Source organism: Rhizobium sp. 862_C5_N1_2 (assembly GCF_051811205.1).
Taxonomy (GTDB): Bacteria; Pseudomonadota; Alphaproteobacteria; order Rhizobiales; family Rhizobiaceae; genus Rhizobium; species Rhizobium leguminosarum.
In genome coordinates, this window is the sequence record NZ_JBPWPT010000001.1 from 3,908,624 (window position 1) to 3,933,204 (window position 24,581).

Annotated in this window: 19 protein-coding genes and 1 pseudogene; 2 read left to right on the forward strand and 18 right to left on the reverse strand. The window is 61.8% G+C overall.

Annotated features, from left to right (window positions below; all coding sequences use genetic code 11):
* The first annotated feature begins 204 nt into the window (after positions 1 to 204).
* Positions 205 to 1,059: a MurR/RpiR family transcriptional regulator gene (locus tag ACD590_RS19430; protein ID WP_018243656.1), complete on the forward strand. Its 855-nt coding sequence runs from the start codon at positions 205 to 207 to the stop codon at positions 1,057 to 1,059.
* 27 nt (positions 1,060 to 1,086) lie between these two features.
* Here the strand turns inward: ACD590_RS19430 and ACD590_RS19435 are convergent, their stop codons facing one another.
* From ACD590_RS19435 to ACD590_RS19475, 9 genes are all read right to left on the reverse strand, one after another.
* On the reverse strand, positions 1,087 to 2,670 hold the full coding sequence (locus tag ACD590_RS19435) for an FGGY-family carbohydrate kinase (protein WP_026188533.1): 1,584 nt from the start codon (positions 2,668 to 2,670) through the stop codon (positions 1,087 to 1,089).
* Positions 2,670 to 3,359 carry an HAD family hydrolase gene (locus ACD590_RS19440; protein ID WP_018243658.1) on the reverse strand — a complete coding sequence of 230 codons (690 nt, stop codon included), beginning with the start codon at positions 3,357 to 3,359 and terminating at the stop codon, positions 2,670 to 2,672. The genes ACD590_RS19435 and ACD590_RS19440 overlap by 1 nt, the downstream gene beginning before the upstream one ends.
* A 97-nt stretch (positions 3,360 to 3,456) precedes the next feature.
* On the reverse strand, positions 3,457 to 4,938 hold the full coding sequence (locus ACD590_RS19445; protein WP_047622371.1) for a mannitol dehydrogenase family protein: 1,482 nt from the start codon (positions 4,936 to 4,938) through the stop codon (positions 3,457 to 3,459).
* 84 nt (positions 4,939 to 5,022) lie between these two features.
* Positions 5,023 to 6,021: an ABC transporter ATP-binding protein gene (locus ACD590_RS19450; protein WP_018445985.1), complete on the reverse strand. Its 999-nt coding sequence runs from the start codon at positions 6,019 to 6,021 to the stop codon at positions 5,023 to 5,025.
* Positions 6,022 to 6,039: 18 nt separating this feature from the next.
* On the reverse strand, positions 6,040 to 6,870 hold the full coding sequence (locus ACD590_RS19455; RefSeq protein WP_018072683.1) for a carbohydrate ABC transporter permease: 831 nt from the start codon (positions 6,868 to 6,870) through the stop codon (positions 6,040 to 6,042).
* A 1-nt stretch (position 6,871) separates the two neighbouring features.
* On the reverse strand, positions 6,872 to 7,744 hold the full coding sequence (locus ACD590_RS19460) for a carbohydrate ABC transporter permease (protein WP_018497491.1): 873 nt from the start codon (positions 7,742 to 7,744) through the stop codon (positions 6,872 to 6,874).
* 138 nt (positions 7,745 to 7,882) lie between these two features.
* A complete protein-coding gene (locus tag ACD590_RS19465) occupies positions 7,883 to 9,193 on the reverse strand; it encodes an ABC transporter substrate-binding protein (RefSeq protein ID WP_115157150.1) in 1,311 nt (436 codons plus the stop codon).
* 146 nt (positions 9,194 to 9,339) lie between these two features.
* Complete coding sequence (locus ACD590_RS19470; RefSeq protein ID WP_018072680.1) at positions 9,340 to 10,293, reverse strand: sugar-binding transcriptional regulator; 954 nt, start codon at positions 10,291 to 10,293, stop codon at positions 9,340 to 9,342.
* Between the two features lie 151 nt (positions 10,294 to 10,444).
* Entirely contained in the window at positions 10,445 to 11,023 is a 579-nt protein-coding gene (locus tag ACD590_RS19475; RefSeq protein ID WP_026230768.1) for an exopolysaccharide biosynthesis protein, read from the reverse strand.
* A 395-nt stretch (positions 11,024 to 11,418) separates the two neighbouring features.
* Between ACD590_RS19475 and ACD590_RS19480 the strand changes: the two genes are divergently transcribed.
* A complete protein-coding gene (locus ACD590_RS19480) occupies positions 11,419 to 12,330 on the forward strand; it encodes an ROK family protein (protein WP_018243664.1) in 912 nt (303 codons plus the stop codon).
* Between the two features lie 51 nt (positions 12,331 to 12,381).
* On the opposite strand, the gene ACD590_RS19485 is transcribed toward ACD590_RS19480, so the two are convergent.
* The 9 genes and pseudogenes from ACD590_RS19485 to araG all read right to left on the reverse strand — a co-directional run bounded on the left by ACD590_RS19485 (position 12,382) and on the right by araG (position 24,556).
* Entirely contained in the window at positions 12,382 to 14,292 is a 1,911-nt protein-coding gene (locus tag ACD590_RS19485; RefSeq protein ID WP_439003195.1) for a beta-N-acetylhexosaminidase, read from the reverse strand.
* A gap of 214 nt (positions 14,293 to 14,506) precedes the next feature.
* On the reverse strand, positions 14,507 to 17,653 hold the full coding sequence (locus ACD590_RS19490; RefSeq protein ID WP_130717952.1) for an efflux RND transporter permease subunit: 3,147 nt from the start codon (positions 17,651 to 17,653) through the stop codon (positions 14,507 to 14,509).
* A 26-nt stretch (positions 17,654 to 17,679) separates the two neighbouring features.
* Entirely contained in the window at positions 17,680 to 18,819 is a 1,140-nt protein-coding gene (locus ACD590_RS19495; protein ID WP_018447051.1) for an efflux RND transporter periplasmic adaptor subunit, read from the reverse strand.
* Positions 18,820 to 18,868: 49 nt separating this feature from the next.
* Positions 18,869 to 19,477, reverse strand: coding sequence for a TetR family transcriptional regulator (locus tag ACD590_RS19500; RefSeq protein ID WP_018447050.1), 609 nt, complete (start codon positions 19,475 to 19,477; stop codon positions 18,869 to 18,871).
* 256 nt (positions 19,478 to 19,733) lie between these two features.
* On the reverse strand, positions 19,734 to 20,165 hold the full coding sequence (locus ACD590_RS19505; protein WP_439003196.1) for an OsmC family protein: 432 nt from the start codon (positions 20,163 to 20,165) through the stop codon (positions 19,734 to 19,736).
* A 147-nt stretch (positions 20,166 to 20,312) separates the two neighbouring features.
* On the reverse strand, positions 20,313 to 21,092 hold the full coding sequence (locus tag ACD590_RS19510) for an SDR family oxidoreductase (RefSeq protein ID WP_439003197.1): 780 nt from the start codon (positions 21,090 to 21,092) through the stop codon (positions 20,313 to 20,315).
* A 3-nt stretch (positions 21,093 to 21,095) separates the two neighbouring features.
* Positions 21,096 to 21,982 (reverse strand): annotated as a pseudogene (locus tag ACD590_RS19515) (aldose 1-epimerase).
* Positions 21,979 to 22,929, reverse strand: coding sequence for an L-arabinose ABC transporter permease AraH (gene araH / locus ACD590_RS19520; protein WP_018243671.1), 951 nt, complete (start codon positions 22,927 to 22,929; stop codon positions 21,979 to 21,981). The pseudogene ACD590_RS19515 and the gene araH overlap by 4 nt, the downstream one beginning before the upstream one ends.
* A 121-nt stretch (positions 22,930 to 23,050) precedes the next feature.
* The gene (gene araG / locus ACD590_RS19525) at positions 23,051 to 24,556 is read right to left on the reverse strand and encodes an L-arabinose ABC transporter ATP-binding protein AraG (protein ID WP_026188534.1); all 1,506 of its coding nucleotides are present in this window, start codon (positions 24,554 to 24,556) and stop codon (positions 23,051 to 23,053) included.
* Between the last annotated feature and the right edge of the window lie 25 nt (positions 24,557 to 24,581).

A 24,581-nucleotide genomic window follows, 5' to 3' on the forward strand; every position in this document is an offset into this window, starting at 1 on the left:
GGAAAGGTGGAGGCCATCGACAAGAGAGAATAAAATTGCATTCTGTAATAGAAAACTTGTCGAAAACTGAATGCTAATATAATATTGTAAGGCATCTAAAATACGCATGGGCCTGAGAAGCAGCTTCCGAGAATAGTTGCAAAGACAAGGGCGCGCAACAGCGCACCCCCGGAACGCCTCTGAGGGAAGACGGGGGAGGCTGATGTGGAAGACTTTGTGCACAAACTCAGGCAATACGCAAAAACCGGCACGCCGGCCGAACGCCGTATCGCGAAATATTTCACCGAGCACCTGAACGATCTGCCGTTCGAGACGGCTGCGTCCGTCGCCGACAGGCTGGATCTTTCGCCGATGACCGTCGGGCGCTTCCTGCGCGCGCTCGGCTATCAGGGACTGGACAGCGTCAAGGTGGAGATTCGCGAGACCGTGACGACATCGCCGGCGCAATTGCAGAGCGCTATGAGCGAGCTGCATGCGGACGCCGCGGAGGGTAAACCGCTCGCCGTGCTGGTCGCCGAACAGATCCAGGCCCTCCATCATATCTATCATCTGACGGCGCAGGCGCACTGGTCGGAGGCCGTCGGCTTGATCAGCACTGCCCGCGAAGTGTCGATCGCCACGCATGCGCGGCTCTCAAGCCTGGCCAATCATTTCTGTCAGCGGCTGACGCAAGCCCGCGACGGCGTGCGCACCCTCGACGCCGCCGACAACCGTTTTGCGGAACTCTTCGCCCGGCTGGCGGTCGACGACGCGCTGCTTGTCATCATCGATTGCCGCCGCTTCGCCAAGGCACGGCTGCTTGCCAGAACGGCGCGGCGCTACGGTTATAAGGTGGTGCTCATTTCGCCGCAGCAAGCGGACTGGATGGCGGACCAGTCGAACGTCATGCTGCCCTTGCCGCCCGCTCGCGCCCCCGATCTCGATAATCTTCCGCCGCTGATCGCGCTGCTCGATTGCCTGTCGGAATCCGTCATCCTCCAAGTCGGAGAAGAGGCTGCGCTTCGCCGCCGCCGCATGATGGAATTCGCGACAGTCCTCGGCGAGACGGCAAACCACTAATTTAAAAGGCCAGCGCATAGGCGGCGTCTATTGCATCGTTTCCAGTTCGGCGCGGTGCCGGTGCATGGCGAGAAGACGGCGGTAGTCGCGGTCGTAAAGCGCCCGCTTGGCCTTGTCGGGAAGCCGTTCGTCGCCGCCCGGATACATCGCCTCGCCGGCCGCCGCCAGATCCTTGTACAAGCCGCAGGCGACGGATGCTGCGATCGCGGTGCCGAGCAGCACCGCCTCGTTCATCCTCGGCACCACGACCTTGCAGCCGGTCGCATCGCTATAAAGCTCCATCAGCACCGGGTTCTTCACATGCCCGCCGGCAATATGCAGCGTATCGGGCATGTAGCCGTATTCCTTCATCATTTCCAGGATATGGCGGATGCCGAGCGCAATCCCCACCGCAGACCGCCAATAGAGCGCGCAGAGCCCGTCGAAGGACGTATCAAGTGTCAGCCCGCTGACGACGCCGACGGCATGCGGATCGGCGAGCGGCGAACGGTTGCCATGGAAATCCGGCAGCACGAAGATCCGCGCACCGAAGTCATCGCCCTCCTCAGCCCGCAATTCCGCGATGCGCGCGACGATCTTCTGATGCAGCGCTGCCGTCGGCTCGCCACCGGCCGCATGCATGCGCACGATGTGGTCGAGCAACGCGCCGGTCGCCGATTGCCCGGCCTCCACCAGCCAGGACTGCGGGAAGACAGCCTCGTAATAGGGACCCCACATGCCATGGCTCGGTTTACGTTCCCGCGAGAAGGTAACGATGCAGCTCGACGTGCCGGCAATCAGCGCCAGCTGGTGCTCGCGTTTGACAGGATCGGCGGCGTAGCCGCCGAGCGCGCCGAGTGCGCCGGCATAGGCGTCGATCATCCCGGCAGCGACATGGCAGTCCGTCGTCAGCCCCAGCGCTTCCGCCGCTTCCTGCGTCAGCCGGCCGACGTTGTCTCCGACAGGCGTGGTCTCATCCGGCAGGTGGCCGCGCGCCTGAAGGTCCTCAAGGCCGATCCGTTCCAGGAAATCCTGCTGCCAGCCCTTTTCGAGATGGGCGAGATAGTTCCATTTCGCCGTCAGCGTGCAACGCGAGCGGGCGGGCGATCCGGTCGATTTCCATGTCATGAAATCGGCGAGATCGAAGAAGTAGCCGGCCTTTTCCCATGTGGCGGGCAGCTTCTTCTTCAGCCACATCAGCTTCGGCATCTCCATTTCCGGCGACATCACGTGGCCGGAATGTTCGAGCACTCTATGCTGCGTCGCCGTGCAGAAATCGGCTTCCTTCAGCGCCCGATGGTCGAGCCAGACGATCGTGTCGAAACGCCTCTCCCCGCCTGTGGAAACGCTGAGCTGCCGGCCCTCGACGTCACGGACGACGAGCGAACAGGTGGCGTCGAAGCCGATCGCTCCGACCGAGGCGGCGGCGATGCCGGATTGCTCCATCGCCCTGCGCACCGCCATGCAGGCGGCCGACCAGATATCTTCGGAATCGTGCTCGGCATGGTTTTCGCGCGGCCGGTTCATCACGATCGGATGCTCCGCCTTGGCGAGCAGTCGGCCACGTGCATCGAAGACGCCGGCGCGCGCACTGCCCGTGCCGATATCTACCGCAACCACATGATCACGCATCAAGTCTTGGTCCCGTCCAGCTTATGGTTGCGGACAAGGTGTATCAAATCCGGCATGGCGTCAAACACCACTTCCGGCGAAAGGCGGTCGAGTTCGGCACGGTATCCGGCGAAGTTGGCGTGTGATCCGCCGGTGAAGGCGAAGACCGTCATGCCTGCCGCCTTGGCGGCGGCAACGCCGGCCGGGCTGTCTTCAACGACAAGGCAATGAGCAGGCTCGACCTGCATTTCACGCGCCGCATGCAGGAAGAGATCAGGCGCCGGTTTGCCGCGCTTGACCATCGTCGCGCTGAAGATGTCGGGCAGTTTGTCGAGAAGTCCGGTCACCGACAGCGACAGCCGGATTCGCTCCATCTGGCTCGACGAGGCAACGCAACAGGGAAGGCCAAGCCCGTCGATCGTCGCGGCGATACCCTCGATCGGCTTCAGTTCCGTGCGAAAACGGGCGTAGAGATCGGTGCGGATACGCTCGAGGAATTCCTCGCCGGCATGAACGTTGAATTCGGTTTCCAGCGTATCGATGAGAGTAGACAGGCTGCGGCCGAGAAAACGCTCATAAGCCTGGTCCTCGGTGATCGAGACGCCGAGATCGTTCATCGCCCCGACGAGCACGCTGATCGAGATCGGCTCGCTGTCAACGAGTACGCCATCGCAATCGAAGATGACCAGCCGTGTTTCAGCATCAGCCATGGAAGACCCAACCTGAGTTCAATTCGGACGCGTTACCGTCCCGCGTCACTCGCAAGGCCGGACGAATGGCGGCAGCAGATACCGCCATCCGGATTCCTTACACTGCGAGCTTGCCGTCGAGATAGAGCTGCAGCGTCTCCCGCGTGCCCTTTTCCCACAGGGTTTTGAGAGCATAAGCGAAACGCTTGCGGAAAAGTTCGGATTTCGCCACTTCGCCGAAAATATCGTCGAAGACGAGGAAGGCCGACGGGTCGTCCTTGGCTTTCAGCGCCGCCGCATGCAGGCGCTCTGCGCTCGCATCGTTGAAGACGATATCCTTGCCGCTGTCGGACTTGCCGGCGAAATAGCGGCACCAGAGAGCTGAAACCAGCGCCAGGCCGACGACGTCCCTGCCCTGACGCAGATTGTCGAGCGTCGACGGCAGGATGAATTTCGGCTGGCGGTTGGAGCCGTCTTGCGCCAGCCGCGGAATGGTATCGGCAATTTTCGGATTGAGCAGGCGATGTTCGATCAGGGCGAAATAATCCGTCAGCGACGTGTTCGGCACCGGCGGCACGATCGGGATGATCTCGTCTTTCTCGAGCTTGGCAAGGAAGGCGCGGATCAGCGGGTCTTGCATGGAATCATGAACGAAATGAATGTCCATCAACGCCGCCGGATAGGCGATCGCGGCATGCCCGCCGTTGAGGATGCGGATCTTCATGTGCTCGTAGGGCGTGACATCGGGGACGAAGGTGACGCCGACCTTTTCCAGCGCCGGCCGGCCGGCCGTGAACTTATCCTCGAGCACCCATTGCTTGAATTCCTCGCAATAGACCGGCCAACTGTCCTCGATCTGGAAATTGTCCCGGAGGAAATCGACCTCGCGCTGGCTGGTCGCCGGCGTGATGCGGTCGACCATGCCGTTCGGGAAGGCGACATTCGCCCGGATCCAGTCGGCAAAGTCAGGGTCCGAAAGTGCCGCCGTGCCGACGACGGCATTGGCGGTGACGACGCCATTATGGGGAATGTTGTCGCAGGACATGACGGTGAAGGGACCGATGCCCTTGTCCTTGCGCGCTTTCAGGCCGGCGACGATCAGGCCGAACACTGTCTTCGGCGCGTTGGGATTTTGTCCGTCGGCGGCGATCGCCGGATGGGTCGGATTGAATGTGCCTGATGCGTCGATGAAATAGCCGCCCTCGGTGATCGTCATCGAGACGATGCGGATCTCGGGATCGGCAAGCTTGGCAATGATCGCAGTGGCATCACCGACCGGCAGGATGTCGATCATCGGTGCCGTGACGCGCGCCGCCGTCTTGTTGTTGTCCTGTTCGACCACTGTCGTCAGGAAATCCTGCGCCGCGAGCTTTTCGCGCATGGCGGCATCCGACGGCAGTACACCGGCGCCGACGATCGCCCAGTCGTGATCCGTGCCGGCGTTGAAGAGATCGTCGAGATAGATCGCCTGGTGGGCACGGTGGAAATTGCCGACGCCGAAGTGCACGATGCCGGCTTTCAGCGATGCCCTGTCATATCCAGGGATGGCGGCAGTGCGCGCCACATCCGAAAGCGTTGCCAGCGATAATTTGCACGTCATGTTTCAGTCCTCTTGAAGGTCTTCCGGAAGCGGCCGGGCGCCATTGTCCGGCTCGCATGCCTGCCCCCAGCCCGGCCGCCTGCCTCAGATGGCAAGGCCGCCCTCGTTGAATTTGTGAATACGCGAACGGTCCGGCGTCAGGAAGACCGTGTCTCCCGCTTTGGCCGGGAAGTCGCCGCTACCGCGCGCCGTCACCATACCGATGCCATCGGCATCAATATGCAGGAAGGTGTCGGAACCGAGATGTTCGGCGACCACGACCCTGCCCTTCCAATCGCCGCTCTCCATCGACAACAGCACATGTTCGGGCCGGACGCCGATGGTATGTGCGTTGAGCGCGGCGGCGTGTTGGCCTGTGATGAAGTTCATCTTCGGCGATCCGATGAAGCCGGCGACGAAGAGGTTGCGGGGGCGGCTGTAGAGTTCGAGCGGCGAGCCGACCTGCTCGATATTGCCCCTGTTCAGGACGACGATCTTGTCGGCCATGGTCATCGCCTCGACCTGGTCGTGGGTGACGTAGACCATCGTCGTCTTCAGCTGCTGGTGCAACTCGCTGATTTCGAGGCGCATGTTGACACGTAGCGCCGCATCGAGGTTCGACAGCGGTTCGTCGAACAGGAAGGCCGAAGGCTGGCGCACGATGGCGCGGCCGATCGCCACGCGCTGGCGCTGGCCGCCGGACAGTTGACGCGGCTTGCGTTCGAGATAATCGGTGAGGTTCAGCACCCGGGCGGCATCGCTCACCTTGCGGTCGATCTCCGCCTTGTCGACGCCGGCCATCTTCAGCGGGAAGGCAATGTTGTTGCGCACGCTCATATGCGGATAAAGCGCATAGGACTGGAACACCATGGCCAGGCCGCGCTCAGACGGCGCCTTTTCGGTGGCGTCCCTGCCGTCGATGACGATCTTGCCGCCGGAGACATCCTCGAGCCCGGCGATCAGCCGGAGCAGCGTGGACTTGCCGCAGCCCGACGGACCGACGAAGACGACGAACTCGCCGTCCTTGATGTCGAGATCGATCGAAGGGATGACCTTGGCTTCGCCGAAGACCTTGGAAACCTTCTGAAGGGTAATGCTGCCCATGTTTCTCTCCCTTTTATGTTATTTCACAGCGCCGAAGGTCAGGCCGCGGACGAGTTGTTTCTGGCTGAACCAGCCAAGGATCAGGATCGGCGCGATCGCCATCGTCGATGCCGCCGACAGCTTGGCGTAAAACAGGCCCTCGGGGCTGGAATAGGAGGCGATGAAGGCCGTCAGCGGCGCCGCCTTCGAGGCGGTGAGATTGAGCGTCCAGAACGCCTCGTTCCAGGCAAGGATGATGTTCAAAAGCAGCGTCGAGGCAATGCCGGGCACCGCCATCGGCGTCAGCACGTAGACGATCTCCTTCATCAGCGACGCCCCATCCATGCGCGCCGCCTCGAGGATCTCGCCGGGGATTTCCTTGAAGTAGGTATAGAGCATCCAGACGATGATCGGCAGGTTGATCAGCGTCAGCACGATGACGAGGCCGGTGCGCGTGTCGAGCAGGCCCGAATTGCGAAACAGCAGGTAGATCGGGATCAGCGCGCCCACAGGTGGCATCATCTTGGTCGACAGCATCCACATCAGCACGTCCTTGGTCCGCTTGGTCGGCGAAAACGCCATCGCCCAGGCGGCGGGAATAGCGATGATCAGGCCGATCAGCGTCGAGCCGAAGGAGATGATCACCGAGTTCATGAAGTGGCTGAGATAGTTCGACCGGCTCTGCACCTCGGCGTAATTTTCCGTCGTCCAGTGGAAGAACAGGAATTGCGGCGGCGAGGCGATGGCGTCGGCTTCCGACTTGAAGCTGGTCAGAAACGTCCAGAGGATCGGGAAGAAGATCAGGATGCCGAGCGTCCAGGCGATCGCGGTGACGATGAGCTTGCGCTGCGTTGTGACTTTTCTGGCCATCTCAAGCCTCCAGATTCTTGCCGACGAGGCGCACGAGGAAGATCGCGACGATATTGGCGAGGATAACAGCCACGATACCGCCGGCCGATGCCCCGCCGATATCGAACTGCAGCAGCGCCTGGGCATAGACGAGATAGGTGAGGTTGGTGCTGTCGGTGCCCGGCCCGCCATTGGTGGTGACGAGGATTTCGGCAAAGACCGAAAGCAGGAAGATCGTCTGGATCAGGATCACCACGGTGATGGCACGCGCCATGTGCGGCAGGATGATGTAGATGAACTTCGAGATCGGCCCGGCGCCGTCCATTTCGGAGGCTTCCTTCTGCTCCTCGTCGAGCGACTGCAGTGCGGTCAGCATGATGAGGGTAGCAAAGGGCAGCCACTGCCAGGCGACGATCAGAATGACGGAAAACAGCGGCGCATTCGCCAGCCAGTCGATCGGCTGCAGGCCGAGCGCCTTGGCAAGATGCGCGAAGAGGCCGTTGACCGGGTTCATGAACATGTTCTTCCAGACCAGTGCTGCCACCGTCGGCATGACGAAGAACGGCGCGATCACCAGAATGCGCACGATACCCTGGCCGTACATCGGCTGGTCGAGCAGCAGCGCAAAGGCGATGCCGCCGATGACGGTGATCAGCAACACGCCGGCGACGAGCAACAACGTATTGATCAGCGCCGCGAAGAAGGCCGGATCCGTCAGGAAGTATTCGTAGTTCAGAAAGCCGACGAAGCTCTCCATGCCGGGGCTGAGCAGATTGTAGTTCAGCAGTGAGAAATAGATCGTCATCACAAGCGGGACGATCATCCACGCAAAGAGCAGCAGCACGGAGGGCGCAATCATCAGGCGCGCGGCGGAGCGGGTATGTAACGTTGCCATGGCAATCACCGATCTGGACGGAAGCGGGGAGCGGCCGCAAGGCAGCTTTGGTTGAAAAAAGAGGCCGCCGATGCAGTTCGGGCAATCGGCGACCCAGAGGGGCGGATTGTCAAGGATCCGCCTCTTGCTCAGGAGGTTTTATTTAATGTAGCCGGCTTTGGTCATTTCGCGGGTTGCCAGCTGCTGGGCGCTCTGCAGGGCCTGGTCGACCGAAAGTTGGCCGGCAAGAGCTGCCGAGAACTGCTGGCCCACTGCCGTGCCGATGCCCTGGAATTCCGGGATCGCCACGAACTGCACGCCGACATAGGGGACCGGCTTGACGGTCGGCTTGCTCGGATCGGCCGAGTTGATCGAGTCGAGCGTCATCTTGGCGAACGAAGCCGCCTTCTGGTAGTCCGCATTCGCATAGAGCGATTTGCGGGTACCCGGAGGTGCGTTCAGCCAACCTTCCTTCTCGGCGACGAGGTTGCTGTATTCCTTGCTCGTTGCCCAGGCGACGAACTTCTCAGCAGCTTCGGCCTTCTGGGTCCCTGCCGGGATGGCCAGGCTCCAGGCCCAGAGCCAGTTGCCGCGCTTGCCGAGGCCCTTGTCCGGGGCGAGCGCAAAGCCGACCTTGTCGGCGACCTGCGACTGCTTCGGATCGGCGACGAAGGAAGCGGCAACCGTTGCGTCGATCCACATGCCGCACTTGCCGGTCTGGAACAGCGCCAGGTTCTCGTTGAAGCCGTTGGAGGAGGCGCCCGGAGGGCCGGCATCCTTCATCAGCTTGACGTAGAAGTCGAGCGTGTCCTTCCATTCCGGCTGATCGAACTGCGGCTTCCACTTCTCGTCAAACCAGCGGGCGCCGAAGGAGTTGGACATGGCCGTCAGGAAGGCCATGTTCTCGCCCCAGCCGGCCTTGCCGCGCAGGCAGATGCCGTAGATTTCCTTGTCCTTGTTGGTGATCTTGCGGGCAGCGTCGGCGACGAAGTCCCAGGTCGGCGCGTCGGGCATCTTCAGGCCGGCAGCGTCGAACAGGTCCTTGCGGTACATGACCATCGAGCTTTCACCATAGAACGGCGCAGCATAGAGCTTGCCGTCTACAGTCAGGCCACTGCGGATTGCCGGCAGCAGGTCGTCGACGTCGTAGTTGGCGCCGAGATTGTCGAGCGGCAGCAACCAGTCCTGTTTCGCCCAGATCGGAACTTCATAGGTGCCGATCGTCAAGACGTCGTACTGGCCGCCCTTGGTCGCGATGTCGGTCGTGACCTTCTGGCGCAGCACGTTTTCCTCGAGGGTTACCCATTCAAGGTCGATGCCGGGATTCTTCGCCTTGAAGTCATCCGTCAGCTTCTGCATCCGGATCATGTCGCCGTTGTTCACGGTCGCGATCGTCAGCGTCTCGGCCGAAGCCATGCCGGCAAACGCCAGTGCTGAGCAGGCGCCCAGCAGAAAAGTTCTCAATGTCATAATCTTCCTCCCAGAAGATGGGGTGTGAGCATTCGCTTCGCTCATGGGCAATTACTCAACAAACAACAAAGAATGTCAATCGGCAATCGTTGCTGCAGTGCCGAAGGCAACAGTCATCCCATTGATTTAAATATAATATTTTTTGCTCAGTTCTTGAGCAAAAACTCAGCAGTCTCTTCGTCGGTGATCAGAGCGTTGATTTGATGGCCGACAACGGCGGCCCTGATCGCCTTGAACTTGCGCTTGCCCTTGGCCAGCCCAATGACCATCGATGCATCGCGGGATGGGATCGGCGCGGACGCGACGCGCTCGTTGATCGGGTTGTCGATCAACCTGCCATCGACATCAAAGATCCAACCGCAGATTTCGCCGACAGCGCCCCCCCGCATCAGCTCCATCATCTCGTCCTTCTCGAGAAAACCGTCGACGCAGAGCGGCCCATCGATGCCGAGCTCGCCGATGCCGACGAAGGTGACATCGGCTTGGGCGCTCATATTAAGCGTCGAGCGCACCAGCTGTTGGCCATGCAGCAACTCGCGCTCCTCCGCCGAGGTGACGAGCACCGGCAGCGGCATCGGATAGTGTCGTGCCTTCACCGCATCGGCCATGCTGAAGATGACGTTGTAATAGGCCGCCGATCCGTCCGGGGCGATATTGCCGGTCAGCGAAACGATGCGGTGATTGGGACATTCGATCGCCGGAAGCTGGTCGACCGCCGCCTTCAAGGTGCGGCCGGTACCGATGGCGAGTACGATGGGCTCCGGCCGTTTCAGCCACCGCTCGATCTCGGCCGCCGCTGCCTCGGCGATACCGACCGTCGTCGACGACGACGCGGGATCGCTCGGCACCACCTCCACATGTTTCAGCCCGAATTTACGGCGCAGCTGACTTCCGAGCTCCAGGCAGGCTGCGATCGGATGATCGAGCCGCACCTTGATCAGGCGCTCGGCGACCGCCAGCGACACCAGCCGCTGCGCCGATTGCCGCGAGATGCCCATCGCAGCGGCGATTTCGTCCTGCGTGCGCCCGGCGACGTAGTAGAGCCAGCCGGCACGCGCCGCATCGTCGAGCCGTGCAGGGGTCTCGGATCTTTTTACCATCTAATGCCTACCGCGCAAAGTGAGCCGGCGCGCCGTCGCCGAACATGGTTTGAGTCTGTATCGCGCCAGATCAAAACAAAATTCCGGCAAATGTCGAGCCTGTTGCAGGGAGCCCAGCCAAATAACCGCCTTCACTCGGGCAAACCCCCGCTTAGGCAAGCCATCGCAGGACGAGATAGATCGCTGCCTTCACGAGACCGTAAATCACCCCGCCAGCAATAACGAGCGACACGGCCGTCATCACGAAGCCGATGAGCGCGAAAAGACCGTCACGGCCCAATATGCCGAAAGCGAAGACCGAGATCGTGATCGCCGGCAGAATATTGCCGAGCGGGACCGGCAGCAACAGCACGATCGACAGCAGCAGGCATGCCGCCCCGGCCAGATATTCCGCCGGCGGTTCGGCGAAGATCGCCAGCCGCGGTTTCAGCATGCGTTCGGCCCAGGCGAGCCAGCGGTGGATGCGGCCGACAATGGTCTCGAAATCCTCCCGGCGCATCGAACGGTTGGCAATCACCTTCGGTAGCCAGGGTTTCAGCCCGAAGGTCAGTTGCGCTGCCAGGAAGATCAATGGCGCCCCGAGCACGGCCGAGGTGCCCGGCGGAGTAGGAAAGGCGTTCGGAAGCGCGAAGATCAGCATCAACGCGCTGATCGCCCTGTCACCCATCGTGTCGAATAGATCGCCGATCGAGATCCGTTCGCGGCTGTGGTCGGCGGCCATCTGCCGCAAAATGGATGAGAGGCGGCGGCCTTTGGGACGTGGTCTTCGGATGGTACTGTTTTCTCTCGTATCGATGGTCGTGGGTCCGACAGTTTATAAAAGTGTAGGGCCGGATTCTGGCGATGCAATATGCCAATTGAATGACTTGCGGGGTTAGAAATTACCGTTGCGATCGGAGCCGATGGGCTGGGGATCACCAGATTTCTCCAACGTCTTGCCATGACGGTATGGAAGACGGAGAACCGTCCCGCCTATTCGACCTGCGGGAGAGATGTCCTGCAGAACAGAGGGGATGGCACACGACACGACCTTAAAGCCGGCGACAGCCCGCCGAATGAGCGCTTGAAATTCCCCGCCAACAATGCAAGCAGACGCTGGGAGACCAGAGAAACGGCAGAGTGGCAATGATCATTTCATTCGACATCGGTGGCACCGCCATCAAGGGTGGCATCGCTCGTTCCGAGACAGACATCGTTCCCCTCGGCCGCCGCCCGACACCCAGGGATGACTTTGCCGCTTTCGTCGAGACCCTGCGCGACATCATCGCCGAAACCGGCGAACAGCCGAACGGCATCGCCCTCTCCATCGCCGGCGTCGTCGATCCCGATACGCAGCGCCTGATCTGCGCCAACATTCCCTGTATCCACGACCGCACGCTCGCGGCCGATCTCGAAGCCGAACTCGGCCTGCCTGTGCTGATTGCCAACGATGCCGACTGTTTCGCTATTGCCGAAGCCGGTCTCGGCGCCGGCCGCGGCCACCGCATCGTCTTCGGCGCCATCCTCGGCACCGGCGTCGGTGGCGGCCTGGTTGCCGACGGGCGCCTCGTCAACGAGGCCGGCGGCTTTGCCGGCGAATGGGGCCATGGGCCGATCATCGCATCCGCGGCCGGCAATCCGCCTGCGGCCATTCCCGCCTATGCCTGCGGCTGCGGCCAGAAGGGCTGCGTCGACACTGTCGGCGGCGCCCGCGGCCTGGAGCGACTGCACAAGACGCTGCACGATCTCGACCTTGCCAGCGAAGAGATCATCGCTCAGTGGCGCCGTGGAGAGGAGAGGGCGACACGGACGATCGACGTCTATGTCGATCTCGTCGCCTCGCCCTTGGCGCTGACGATCAACATCACCGGCGCGACCATCGTACCGGTCGGCGGCGGGCTTTCCAATGTCGAGCCGCTGCTTGCCGAACTCGACCACGCCGTGCGCGCCCGCATCCTGCGCAAGTTCGATCGCCCACTGGTGGTGCGCAGCGAATGCCGCATCGAACCCGGCCTGATCGGCGCAGCGCTTTTGGGGCTGAAGGCCGAGACGGCCTGAAGCAATTCCACGAAAAGTGCGAAGCGATTTTCCATCCGGAATTGCGATTCCTTAAAGCACCGGCCACATCCGCACGATCGCGGCGAAGCGATCCCAGTCCTTACGCACAGAAGGCGTCCAGGCAGCCTCGGCGACCGCCGGGAGACGCGGAAAAACCAGCCGGTTGAAATAGGCGCGCGAGATGAAGTTCTCGGTCCAGATGCAGGCCTGGATGCCGCGCATCTTATCCTGCAGCGCCTCCGGCAACTCGCCCTCGGCCTCGTAAGCATAGGTGTGTTCCGGCGGCGCGTAGCCCGCCCAGGCGGCGCCGGGCTCGGCCCAGGCCTCAGCCTGCGCCATGTCGAGATAATAGGCCTGCCCTGGCGTCATCACCACGTCGTAGCCTTCCTGTGCCAGCTCGATGCCGACGGCGGGCTTTTCCCAGGCCATCAGCAGCGTGCCGTCGCGGTCGACGCCGCCGCCATGCGAGACCTCGTTCCAGCCGGCAAGTTTCCTGCCGCGTTCCGACAGCATGGCTTTGATACGTTTCAGGAAATAGGATTGCAGCTCGGCGGTGCCGGCAAGTTTCTCCCGCTCCATCAGTGCCTTGCAGAGCGGCGAGGACAGCCAGGAGCCATGCGCCACCTCGTCGCCGCCGATATGAAGATATTCGCCGGGAAACAGCGCCACCATTTCGTCAAACACCTTGCCGAGAAATTCATAGGTGAATTCCACCGCCGGATTGAGAGCGTTGTTCGGATAACCCTGCACCGAGCGGTAACTGTCCGGCGCCTCCTGCCCGTCGACGAGCTCGGGCAGTGAGAACAGCGTCGCCATGCTGTGGCCCGGAATATCGATCTCCGGCACCACCTCGATATACAGCGAGGCTGCATGCGCAACGATCCGCCTGGCGTCCTCCTGGGTATAATGGCCGGAGCGCGTTTGCGCCCCGTCGCCGAGCTGCGGCACGAGCACCTCATCCGGCCCGCTCCGGGCGCCGATCTCCGTCAGCGCGGGATAGGCCTTGATCTCCAGCCGCCACGCTTCGTCATCCGTCAGATGCCAATGGAAGATGTTGAGCTTGTTCCAGGCGAGAATATCAATCAGCCGCACGACGTCCGCCACCGGATAGAACTGCCTGGACACATCGAGATGGCAGCCTCGCCAGTCATAACGCGGCTGGTCGGCGATCGTGCCGAAATTGGGGAATTTGAAGCGCTCGCGATCGGCGCGGGCGCCGTGCAGCAGTTGCGCCAGGCTGATCAGCCCGTATTGCCGCCCGGCGACATCCGCGCTCGAAAGCACGATCTCATGCGCCGTAAAACGCAATTCGTAGGCAAAGGCGGCGATCGACGATTCGGTGACGAAACGAATGGCCCGCCCGCCTTCGACGGCACTGAGGGAAAACGGCACGTTGTCGGCCGGATAGAGCCGCTGGTAGAGCGCGAGAACCAGCGAGAGCGCCTTGACCGCATCGGGCCGCATCCGCTCGGCCGGATAAAGGATAACCGGCAGCTCTCCCGCCTTCAGCCCGAGCGCCAGCGGCCAGGGCAGCAGCGAGTAAGGTTCCTCGGCCCGGCCCGGCGGCAGAAGCGGCGGCGCCACGCCGCCATTCCGGCCTTCGAGCATGAGATCGCCAAAACCGACAGGAACGTGGCGCCCGTCACCGAGTGTCAGATAGGCCGATTTGACACCTGATGTCGCATGTTTCGGCTCCCTGGTCAGCCCCTCGACGGTGAACCGCCAGCGCCCGCCGGGCGGCACGCTCAGGTCTTCGGGCGGCAGGAATTCATGGAAATGCGCGACCCGCCGCTTGAGGCTGCCGCCATCGCAGACATGTTTGTCGGCAACCCGCGTCTCTGATGTATAGGCGAGCAAGAATGTCGACAGTGGCTCGGCCGAAAGATTGAACAGCGTGAAGGTCAGGCGCCCAAAGCTGCCTTCGATCGGGCTCCAGCTTGCTTCCAGATGGTAATCGGCCATGATCGTGCCTTGCCCCGTCAGTTGGTGGTCGGGATCGTGGTTGGTCTCCCGGCATGCTTTCGCAGCTTAGCTTTTTCGAGGGGGCAATGGAATCGGCGCGCAGCTCCAAGACGAAGCAGGCAGTAAAGACTGCGCGGCGCTATAGGCAGCGACGCTGCTTGATGAGTAAGCTGTGATCTGCAAGGAAAACGGCGCGGCTTTCGCCGCGCCGTCCTCACTCAGCTGCCAACGCCGGCGGATGTCTGTCATCCGCCTCTTCCTGGATGGCGTCGGCATGCCGGCCTGGCTCGTCCTTTGCCTTCGGCTCTCGGCCGAAGAAAAGGGCGTAACCGGCGGGCAGAACCAGAATGGTAAGCACGGTCGCAACCAGGATGCCGCCCATCATCGCGTAGGCGAGCGGACCCCAGAAGACACCGCGCGAGATCGGGATCAGCGCCAGCACGGCGGTCAGCGCCGTCAGCATGATCGGCCGGAAACGGCGCACGGCCGCGCCGACGATCGCCTCCTGCCGGTGCATGCCGGCCTTGATATCCTGGTCGATCTGGTCGACCAGGATGATCGAATTGCGCATGATGATACCGAGCAGCGCGATGACGCCGAGGATCGCCACGAAGCCGAAGGGCGCGCCGCTGATCAGCAATGCGGCCGCCGCACCGATGATACCAAGCGGTCCGGTGGCGAGCACCAGCATCGCCTTGCCGAAATGCTGCAGCTGCACCATCAGCAGCACGATGATGACGGCGAGCATGATCGGCGCCTTGGCGGCGATCGACATCTGGCTTTCCGCTGCATCCTCGGCGCCGCCCTGGATCTCAACCTTGTAGCCGGCTGGCAGGCTGTCGCGCAGGTCCTTCATGTCGGCATACATCTTCATCACCACGTCGTTCGGCTGCACATCGTCAGGCAACGTGGCGCGCACGGTGATCGTCGGCAGCCTGTCGCGCCGCCATTCGATGCCCTGCTCCATGACGGGCACGACCTTGGCGACCTGCGAGACCGGCACGAAGCCGCCGAAATCCGTCGGGACATAGACCGAGTTGACCGCCGACAGCAGCGAACGGCTGGCATCCGGCTCGCGGGCGACGATCGAAACCGTCTCCTCGCCGTCGCGGAAATCGTCGAGCGCAGCCCCTGACATGGCGGTCTGCAGCATCTGACGGACACGCTGCGAGGAGACGCCAAGTGCCCGGGCGCGATCCTGGTCGATCACCAGCTTCATCGCCGGCACCTCTTCCAGCCAGTCGTCATGGATGGCGCCGAGCATTGGATTGGCCTGGAAGCGCGCCTTTACCTGGTTGGCGATCTCCCTGACTTCCTGGCGGTCAGGCCCCATGACGCGCATCTGCACCGGCCAGCCGGTCGGCGGACCGAGGAAGAGGCGGTCGACCTTGCCGCGAATATCGGGGAAGTCTTCCGCAAGGATCGTCCGCAGCTTGACGATCAGCCGCTCGCGCGCCGGTTCGTCGTTGGCCATGACGAGCAGCTGGGCGAAGTTCGGATTGCGCAGCTGCTGGTCGAGCGGCAGGAAGAAGCGCGGCGCGCCTTCGCCGATATAGGTAGCGATGAACCGCTTGTCGGGATCATCCATCATCTTGGCTTCGAGCGCCTTTGCCTGCACCTCGACTTCCTTGATGCTGGTGCCCTCGGGCAGCCAGAGATCGACGAGGATTTCCGGCCGCGAGGATTGCGGGAAGAAATTCTGCGGAATGAACTGGAAGGCCCAGAGGCTGGTGACGAAGGTGCCGAGCGTCAGCAGCAGCACGATGACGCGGTGGCGCACCGCCCAGCTGACCGTGCCGCGCAGCCGGCGATAGAAGCCGGTGTCGAAGGCGTCGCGATGCTCGCCGGCGTGATGGCGCTGCTTGAGGATCATATAGCCGAGCCACGGCGTGAAGTAGACCGCGACGAACCACGAGGTGACAAGCGCGATGCCGACGACGTAGAACAGCGAGCGCACATATTCGCCGGCCGTCGAGGCGGCGAAGCCGACCGGAATGAAGCCGGCCGTGGTGATCAGCGTGCCGGTCAGCATCGGGAAGGCAGTCGAGGAATAAGCGAAGCTTGCCGCGTCGATCTTGACGAGCCCCTCCTCCAGCTTTCGCTCCATCATCTCGACGACGATCATTGCATCGTCGACAAGCAGGCCGAGCGCGATGATCAGTGCGCCGAGCGAGATGCGCTGCAGGTCGATGCCGAGTTCGTACATCAGCGCAAAGGTGGCGGCCAGCACGAGCGGAATGGCAATAGCGATGACGAGGCCCGATCGCCAGCCGATCGACACAAACGAGACGACGAGCACGATGATGAGAGCTTCGCCGAGTGCATGCATGAATTCGCTGACCGCATCGGTCACCACGTCCGGCTGGTTGGCGATCTGATCGACGGCGACGCCGTAGGGCAGCGCCTCTTCGAAACGCTGATAGGTCGCTTCCACGCCCTTGCCGACATCGGTTACGTTAAAGCCCTTGGCCATCACGACGCCGACCTGAACGCTGTCGTGGCCGTTGAAACGGTACTTGCGCTGGTAGGGATCTTCGAGCCCGGAACTGACGGTGGCGATATCGCCGAGGCGCGTGACCTGGCCGCCGGCGCGAAGGCGCAGCTCGCGGATATCGGCCGCCTTCTTCACGTCGCCTTCGACCGATATGCGCACCGAGCGCAGGCCGGTATCGACGGAGCCGGCCGGATCGACATTATTCTGGCCCTTGATGGCGTTCTGCAGATCGAGGATCGTCAGGCCGCGCTCGGCGAGCGCCTTCGACGAGACGTCGATATAGATCTTCTCAGGCTGGTCGCCGATGATGACGGCCTTTTCGACGCCCGGCGTCGTCAGTAGCATGTCGCGCGCCTGGATCGCGAACTTCTTCAGTTCCGGATAGGAATAGCCGTCGCCGCTGATCGAATGCAGCGTGATGAACGTATCGCCGAACTCGTCGTTGAAATAGGGGCCGAGCAGGCCCTGCGGCAGCTCGCTGGAGATGTCGCCGACCTTCTTGCGCACCTGGTAGAAGGCATCCGCCACTTCTTGCGAATTCGTGTCGCCCTTGACCTGCAATGTGATGATCGCACTGCCTGCCCGCGTATAGGACTTGACCCAGTCGATATGCGGTGTTTCCTGCAGCTTGCGCTCGATCTTGTTGACGACCTGATCTTCCATTTCCTGGATGGAAGCACCCGGCCAGATCGCCTGAACGACCATGACGCGGAAGGTGAATTCCGGATCCTCGCGCTGGCCCATGCGCATCAGCCCGAGCACGCCGGTGATGATGATCAGCCCGAAGAGGAAGCGGGCGATGCTTGGATGTCCGATCGCCCAGCGCGACAGATTGAAGGGCCGCTTTTCGGTGGTGGTGGCGTCCATGGTCCTGTTCTCTCTTTATGGCGCGTTCAGCGAACGGTCTGGTCGGTGGCAGCCAGGGCCGACTGCTGGTCCGGCACCTTCACCTTCAGGTTTTCGCTCATGAACTGCGTGCCGGCCGAAACGACGAGATCGCCGGTATCGAGACCCTCGGTCACATGCACGCCGTCGCCGGTGAAATCGGCGACCTTGATGTCGCGGCCATGCACGGTCGCCGTGTCGCGGTCGACGGTCCAGACCATCTGCTTGCCGTCCTTTTCAGCCAGGGCACTGAGCGGGATCGAGACATAGCTGTTGCCGTTGCTGACATCGGCCTCGATCGTCGCCGTCATGCCGAGCAAAACGCGCGGATCGTTCGGCAGGCTCACCCGGACCGCAAAGGTGCGCGACTGCTGGTCGGCGCTTCCGGAAACCTCCCGCACCTTGCCGTCGAGCACCAGCCTGTCGTCGGCCCAGAAGCTTGCCTTGACTGTTTTGCCCGGCTTGAATTCGGCAATGTCATTTTCCGGAACGGCGATCTGCACTTCCTTTTCGCCGTCGACGGCAACGGCGACGACGGGAGTGCCCGACGCAACGACTTGGCCGACATCGGCATTGATCGTCGTGACAATCCCGTTGTGGTCGGCCTTCAGCTCCGCATAACTCACCTGGTTCTTCGCCTGATCGAGTGCCGAGACGGCGGCATCGCGGCTTGAAACGGCCTGATCGTAACTGAGCGAGGCTTGCTCGAGCTGGGATTTCGGCGAAACATTCTTGTCGAAGAGCTGCTGATTGCGCTTGTTCACGAGATCGGCGGTTTCGACGCCTTTTTCAGCGGCTGCCAGATTGGCTTCCGCCGTCTTGACCGCCAGCTGGTAATCGGTGGAGTCCATCCGAGCGAGCACGTCGCCCGGCTTCACCTTGTCGCCGATATCCACGAGGCGTTCGGTGATCTTGCCAGCAACGCGAAAGCCGAGGTTCATCTCCGTACGCGCCTTGACCGAGCCGGAATAGTCGAGCTTGCGGGTGTCGCCGGCCTTGGCGATCTCGACGACCTTCACCGGACGGATGACTTCCTTGACCTCAGCCTTCTCTTCCGAGCAGGCGGAAACGCCGATACCGATGGCGCCGACGAGCACGAGACTGGCGACGGACGGCATGCGATGGCTGAGGGTCTTGAGCGAAAACATCTTCCGCACTCCTGGATCGTTTCGGGGTTCCGACGGCGGCTGCCGTCCATTATTTCTTCAGCGCCCTGATCACGTAGTCGATCAGTTCGTCGACGCTTGCGCGGTTCGTTTTGGCAAGACATTGCGCCACCATCTGCGGATGGCAGAGATTGATCGTCGCGGCACCGAAGCAGCGCGAGGCAACGACCGGGTCCTGCTCGGCGAATTCCCCGGCTGCAATGCCTTCGGCGATGATTTCGGCAATGAGATCATGAACACGGTCGATATGCTTTTCGATGACATGCCAGTCGCGCTCGATCGCGACGATGATCATCTCGTGCACCTTCATCTCGTCGAGCATCAGATCGAGCGTCAACTGATGTTGGGTCTCGACATAGCGGCGCAGCCGCTCGCTGGCGCTGATCGGCTGATGGCGGATGTCGTAGGCGATTTGATAAGCGGTGGCGAGCATGCGCCCGCAGAGCGCCTGGTGGATTTCCACCTTGGAGGCGAAGAAACGATAAATATTGGCGGGCGACATGCCGAGATCGCGGGCAATGTCGGCCACCGTCGTCTTGCTGTAGCCGTAGTGCCGAAACAGCCGTTCGGCCGCGTCGAGAATGCGTGTGACATTCTCCTGCCGGGTGACATCGAGCGTGTTTTCCGCGATCTCGTCCATGACTTTCGATGCCTCGACTTACGACTGACGAATTTTGAATTTCGTCAGTCGTAAAATATCAGGCGTCACTTGTCAACATCCCGGAGCGCAACGAAGCTTCAGGTCAGCTGCGTGGGGGCGATCGGTTGATGCAGCCGGTGGGCCGCGTTCGTTGAACGTGGGGGATTTTCTGGAGCGGCTGAACAATGAACATCGCGCAATTGAAAAGTGCCGCGACGCGAACGCGCACGGCACCTCATCGCCGGCAGCAGGGAAATCAGACGATCTTGACGTCGAGCGTGATCGGAACCGCCGCGAGCGCCTTGGAAACCGGGCAGCCGGCCTTTGCCTTGTTGGCGAGTTCGGTGAAGGTCGCCTCATCGGCACCGGGAATACGGCCGGAGAGCGAGAGATGGATGGCGGTGATGGCAAAGCCGCCCTCGACGCTTTCGAGCGTTACCTTGGCAGAGGTTTCCATATGCTCGGCGGTAAAGCCGGCTTCACCGAGGATCAACGACAGCGCCATGGCGAAGCAGCCGGCATGGGCGGCACCGATCAGTTCTTCCGGGTTGGTGCCGGCGACGCCTTCGAAGCGGCTCGCAAAGCCGTAGGGATAATCCTTCAGGGCGCCGCTCTGCGTCGAGATCAGGCCTTTTCCGTCCTTGAGGCCACCGGTCCAATGAGCCGAAGCCGTACGATTGATCTGCATGCCGTCCTCCTGTTTTCGATTGTGCTTTCAGAAAGCGGCAGGGGCCGCTCCATGCCTGCGGGAGATCAGATAGCCTTCCCGATGGGCAATATAATGCTCTATCCCGAGAAGACGACAGGCTTGTAAAAATAGCGGGATCGAAGCCCTTCAAGCGGGATGCTGCAGCACGCTGAGGCCGCCGTCGATCGTCAGGCAGGTGGCATTGATGAACGGGCACTCGTCTGAGATCATGAACACGGCCGCCATGGCAATCTCCTCCGGCGTCGCGATGCGCCCGCCGGGATGCAGTTTCATCGTCTCGGCCCTTGCCGCCTCCGGATCGGGAAAGCTGTTCCAGTAATCGATCACCTTCTGCGTCGAGACATAGCCCGGCGCCAGCGCGTTCACCCGGATATTGCGGGCCGCATATTCGAGCCCCAGGGATTTTGTCATCCCGAGCAGCGCGTGTTTTGCCAGCGGATAGGGAAATGTGTGCGGGATGATCGTGAAGGCATGCGTTGAGGCGATGTTGAGGATGACGCCGCCACCCCGTTCGATAAGGCCCGGCAGCACCGCCTTGCAGCAGTTCCATGCGCCCTTGAGATTGATGTCGAAGCAGCGGTTCCATTCCTCGTCCGTCGTCGCGAGCGGTTCGGCAAAGACATTGACCCCGGCATTGTTGACGAGCGCGTTCAGCTGTCCGATCTCTTCATTCGCCTGAGCGACCAACGTCGTGATCGTTCCGGCATCGGTAATATCGGCCGGCAGATAACCGAGCCGGCCGCCGCTGCGCTGGAGCTCTTTCGCCGCCTGCGCCAGCAGCGCCCCATCGCGATCGACGAGAAAGACGGCGGCATCCTCCCGCATGAAAGCCTTCACCATCGCAAGGCCGATACCCTGCGCAGCACCGGTTATCAGGATGTTCTTGCCCTGCAGACGGCTGCTCATCTATCACCCCTTCGGTTGAACCGCCAGTGTCGACATCAGGATCGTCACTGTGCCGGCAAGCGCCTCACCTGGCGCAAGCGGCGTGAGCCCACCGAAATCAGGAAGGTGATGCCCGTTCGGCAGATGGCTCATCGGCTCGAGGCAGAAGAAATCGCTCCGGTTGACCGGCATATACAGCATGAAGCGATCGAGCGCACCGTCGGCTTCCAACGCCGCCCGGATTCCAAGTTCCGGCCAAGTGATAACAGCCCGGCCATTCCAACCCTCGAAGGCATTGTTCATCCATCTCTGCGGTAAAAGCGTCTCAGATCTGAAATCAAAATAACCAGGCACAGGGCCAGGCTCTCTGGCAGATGGTCCGGCCGCTCGCTCCAATAGCGATCGGCAGCAATCGCCAGTCGTGTCTTTGGCGTGCGCGCGAAGAAGGGATGTTGACCGAGCCCGAAGGGAAGAGCCGTATCGCCGCGGTTTTCCACGGAAAGCCTCAGCACCAGTGCATCGCCGGCGAGACGGATCTCTTGCCGCGTAAGATAGGCATAAGGTGAAACCCTGTCGGCGCTGCGGGAAAAGCAGAACTGCGCATGCTCCGCGCTGGCGTCTTCAAGCTGCCAGAGGCTGAGCCAGCCGTCACCGTGGAGATAGAGCGGATCGGAAGCATTCGGTTGGAAGCCATAGTCGCGTCCGGCAAAGGACATGGTGTTGCCTTCCACGCGATTGCCGAACGGCACCATCGCGAAATTCGCCATCGCTCCCTCCGGCCCGCCGGCCGCCACGAGAAAGGGCATGCCGCGATAAGTCGCGGCGGTGACGGCGGCACCCCGACGGCTGACCCGGACGGAGAGATCGCCTTGCCTCAGTTCGATGTCGTCCCCGGCTCGTCCTTGGTTCATCCACGTCGCCCCGCAGCCGAAGACCTCAAATTGTCGAGCAGCACTGCGATCAGCAGGATCAGCCCGCGTACGACATACTGATAGAACGCCTGGATATTCAAGAGGTTCATGACGTTTTCGGCAATGCCCATGATCAGCACGCCGACGATGACACCGCTCATCGCCGCTCGGCCGCCGGCCAGCGAAACACCGCCGAGAACGCAGGCCGAAATCACCGAAAGCTCAAGCCCTGTCGCCGCATTCGGCTGGCCGGAAGTGATGCGCGAGGCAAGCAGGATGCCGGCAATGCCGCAGACGAGCCCCTGCAGCGCAAAGATCCAGATGCGCATGTTGACGACGTTGACGCCGGCAAGCCGCGAGGCTTCCGGATTGCCACCGATCGCCAGCGTGTTCTTGCCGAAGACGGTGCGGTTGAGCACGAACCCGAAGAGGATGAAAAGGATCAGCATGATCCAGATCGGCGTCGGCACGGTCAGGAAGCGCGACAGAGCAAGCTGGTAGAAATCGGGATCGTTGATGCCGACGGCGCGGCCATCGGACGCGATCAGCGCCAGCCCGCGCACGATCTGCATGGTCGCAAGCGTGGTGATCAGTGCATTGACCCGAAAACGCGCAATGACGATACCGTTGACGAGGCCGACGACGGCGCCGCAAAGCAGGGCGGCGAGCAGCCCGACGGGAATGGAGCCTGTCGCATTCGAGACCATCACCGCGATCATGCCGGAGAAGGCGACGATCGATCCGACCGAAAGGTCGAAATCGCGGGATGCCAGGCAGAACATCATCGTGCAGGCGACGATGCCGATCGTGACGACCGATTGCAGCAGCCCCAGCATGTTTCGCTCGGTCAGGAAGTTCGGAACGAAGAGCGAGACAATCACGAAGGCGGCAGCGAAGATCACCACCAGCCCCTGTTCGCCGAGAAGGATTTTTTTCAACGAATTCATCGTCCGTATATTCCTGGTCCTAGAGCAATTTCAGGAAAAGTGCGAAGCGGTTTTCCGTCCGGAATTGCGTAAAAACAAAAAGTTAGAGCGGTTCTGCGTTTCTATGAAAAGCTGAACCGCTCTAAATGGTGCCTGCGGCATTCTTGTCGGGAAGCGCTGCCGTTAGGATGTTGCGCTCGTCGAAATCCTGGCGGGTGACATTGGCCGCCACCCTGCCCTGGCACATCACCATGATGCGATCGGAAATGCCCATGACTTCGGGCAACTCGCTTGATATCACCACGATAGCCATGCCGCCGGCCGCAAGCTCGTAGAGGATTTCGTAGATTTCCGATTTCGCCCCGACATCGATGCCGCGTGTCGGCTCGTCGATGACCAGGACCTTGATGCCCTGCTCGGACAACCAGCGGCCGAGAATGACCTTCTGCTGGTTGCCGCCCGAGAGGTTGATGATGTCCTGCTTGCGCGAGGGCGTCCGCACCCGAAGCTTGGCGATGAACCGATCCGCCAGCGCCGCCTCTTGTCTCGGGCTCAGAATGCCGAAAGGCGAAAAATGCCGGCGCGACGAGATCGCGATATTCTCCTCGATCGATCGCCCTTGGACGATGCCGTCGAACTTGCGGTCCTCGGGGCAAAGCACCATGCCGGCATTGATCGCCGCTTTCGGATTGTTCGGCGCAACGGCTACGCCGTCGATCGTGACCTGGCCCTGATGTCTGGTGTCGGCGCCGTAAAGCAGCCGCGCCATCTCGCTGCGGCCGGCGCCGATCAGGCCGAAGAAACCGAGAATTTCGCCCTGGCGGACGGAAAAGCTGATCGGATGACGCAGCCTCGGCCCCGACAGGCCCTTGACCTCCAACCGTACGTCGCCGAGCGCGCGTTCGCGCCATCCCCAGACATTGCTGATCTCGCGTCCGACCATTTCCGAGATGATCTGCTCGCGCGTGGTTTCGGCGATCTGAGGATGGTGGGCGGCAAGTTTGCCGTCGCGCAGCACCGTCAGGCTGTCGCAGAGGCGGAAGATCTCGTCGAGGCGATGCGAGACGTAGAGAATGACCGTTCCCTTCGCCTTCAGCCTGTCGATGAGCGAAAACAGGATTTCGCTTTCGCGGGAGGAAAGCGAGGAGGTCGGCTCGTCGAGCGCAATCACCCGCGCATCGAGCATGACGGCCTTGGCGATCTCGACCATCTGCCGCGCACCGATCGAAAGCGAGGCGACCTTGGCCGACGGATCGACATCGATGCCGATCTCCTCGAGTTTCGACCGCACCGTCTCGATCAGCGCCTTCGAATGGATGACGCCGCCCTTGGCCGGAAAGCGTCCGAGCCAGAGATTTTCGGCGACCGTCAACTCCGGAACGAGTTGCAGTTCCTGATGGATGACGATGACGCCGGCATGGAAGGCGTCGCGGACGGACCCGTATTTCTGCTCCTCACCGTCGATGAGGATGTTGCCGCCATCGGCGGCCTGATCGCCAGACAGTACGCGGATCAGCGTCGATTTACCGGCACCGTTTTCGCCCATCAGGCCGTGGACGGCGCCCTTCTCGACCGTGAAGGAAACATTCGCCAGCGCCTGCACGCCGGGATAACCCTTGGAGATATTGCTGAATTCGAGGAAAGCCATCATCGCTCCGTCGAGAAAGACCGGC

Coding starts and splice junctions, on each gene's coding strand:
- ACD590_RS19435 (WP_026188533.1), bottom strand. CDS start 2,670: ATGCGTGATCATGTGGTTGCGGTAGATATCGGCACGGGCAGTGCGCGC.
- ACD590_RS19440 (WP_018243658.1), bottom strand. CDS start 3,359: ATGGCTGATGCTGAAACACGGCTGGTCATCTTCGATTGCGATGGCGTA.
- ACD590_RS19445 (WP_047622371.1), bottom strand. CDS start 4,938: ATGACGTGCAAATTATCGCTGGCAACGCTTTCGGATGTGGCGCGCACT.
- ACD590_RS19450 (WP_018445985.1), bottom strand. CDS start 6,021: ATGGGCAGCATTACCCTTCAGAAGGTTTCCAAGGTCTTCGGCGAAGCC.
- ACD590_RS19455 (WP_018072683.1), bottom strand. CDS start 6,870: ATGGCCAGAAAAGTCACAACGCAGCGCAAGCTCATCGTCACCGCGATC.
- ACD590_RS19460 (WP_018497491.1), bottom strand. CDS start 7,744: ATGGCAACGTTACATACCCGCTCCGCCGCGCGCCTGATGATTGCGCCC.
- ACD590_RS19465 (WP_115157150.1), bottom strand. CDS start 9,193: ATGACATTGAGAACTTTTCTGCTGGGCGCCTGCTCAGCACTGGCGTTT.
- ACD590_RS19470 (WP_018072680.1), bottom strand. CDS start 10,293: ATGGTAAAAAGATCCGAGACCCCTGCACGGCTCGACGATGCGGCGCGT.
- ACD590_RS19480 (WP_018243664.1), top strand. CDS start 11,419: ATGATCATTTCATTCGACATCGGTGGCACCGCCATCAAGGGTGGCATC.
- ACD590_RS19485 (WP_439003195.1), bottom strand. CDS start 14,292: ATGGCCGATTACCATCTGGAAGCAAGCTGGAGCCCGATCGAAGGCAGC.
- ACD590_RS19490 (WP_130717952.1), bottom strand. CDS start 17,653: ATGGACGCCACCACCACCGAAAAGCGGCCCTTCAATCTGTCGCGCTGG.
- ACD590_RS19495 (WP_018447051.1), bottom strand. CDS start 18,819: ATGTTTTCGCTCAAGACCCTCAGCCATCGCATGCCGTCCGTCGCCAGT.
- ACD590_RS19500 (WP_018447050.1), bottom strand. CDS start 19,477: ATGGACGAGATCGCGGAAAACACGCTCGATGTCACCCGGCAGGAGAAT.
- ACD590_RS19505 (WP_439003196.1), bottom strand. CDS start 20,165: ATGCAGATCAATCGTACGGCTTCGGCTCATTGGACCGGTGGCCTCAAG.
- ACD590_RS19510 (WP_439003197.1), bottom strand. CDS start 21,092: ATGAGCAGCCGTCTGCAGGGCAAGAACATCCTGATAACCGGTGCTGCG.
- araH (WP_018243671.1), bottom strand. CDS start 22,929: ATGAATTCGTTGAAAAAAATCCTTCTCGGCGAACAGGGGCTGGTGGTG.
- araG (WP_026188534.1), bottom strand. CDS start 24,556: ATGGCTTTCCTCGAATTCAGCAATATCTCCAAGGGTTATCCCGGCGTG.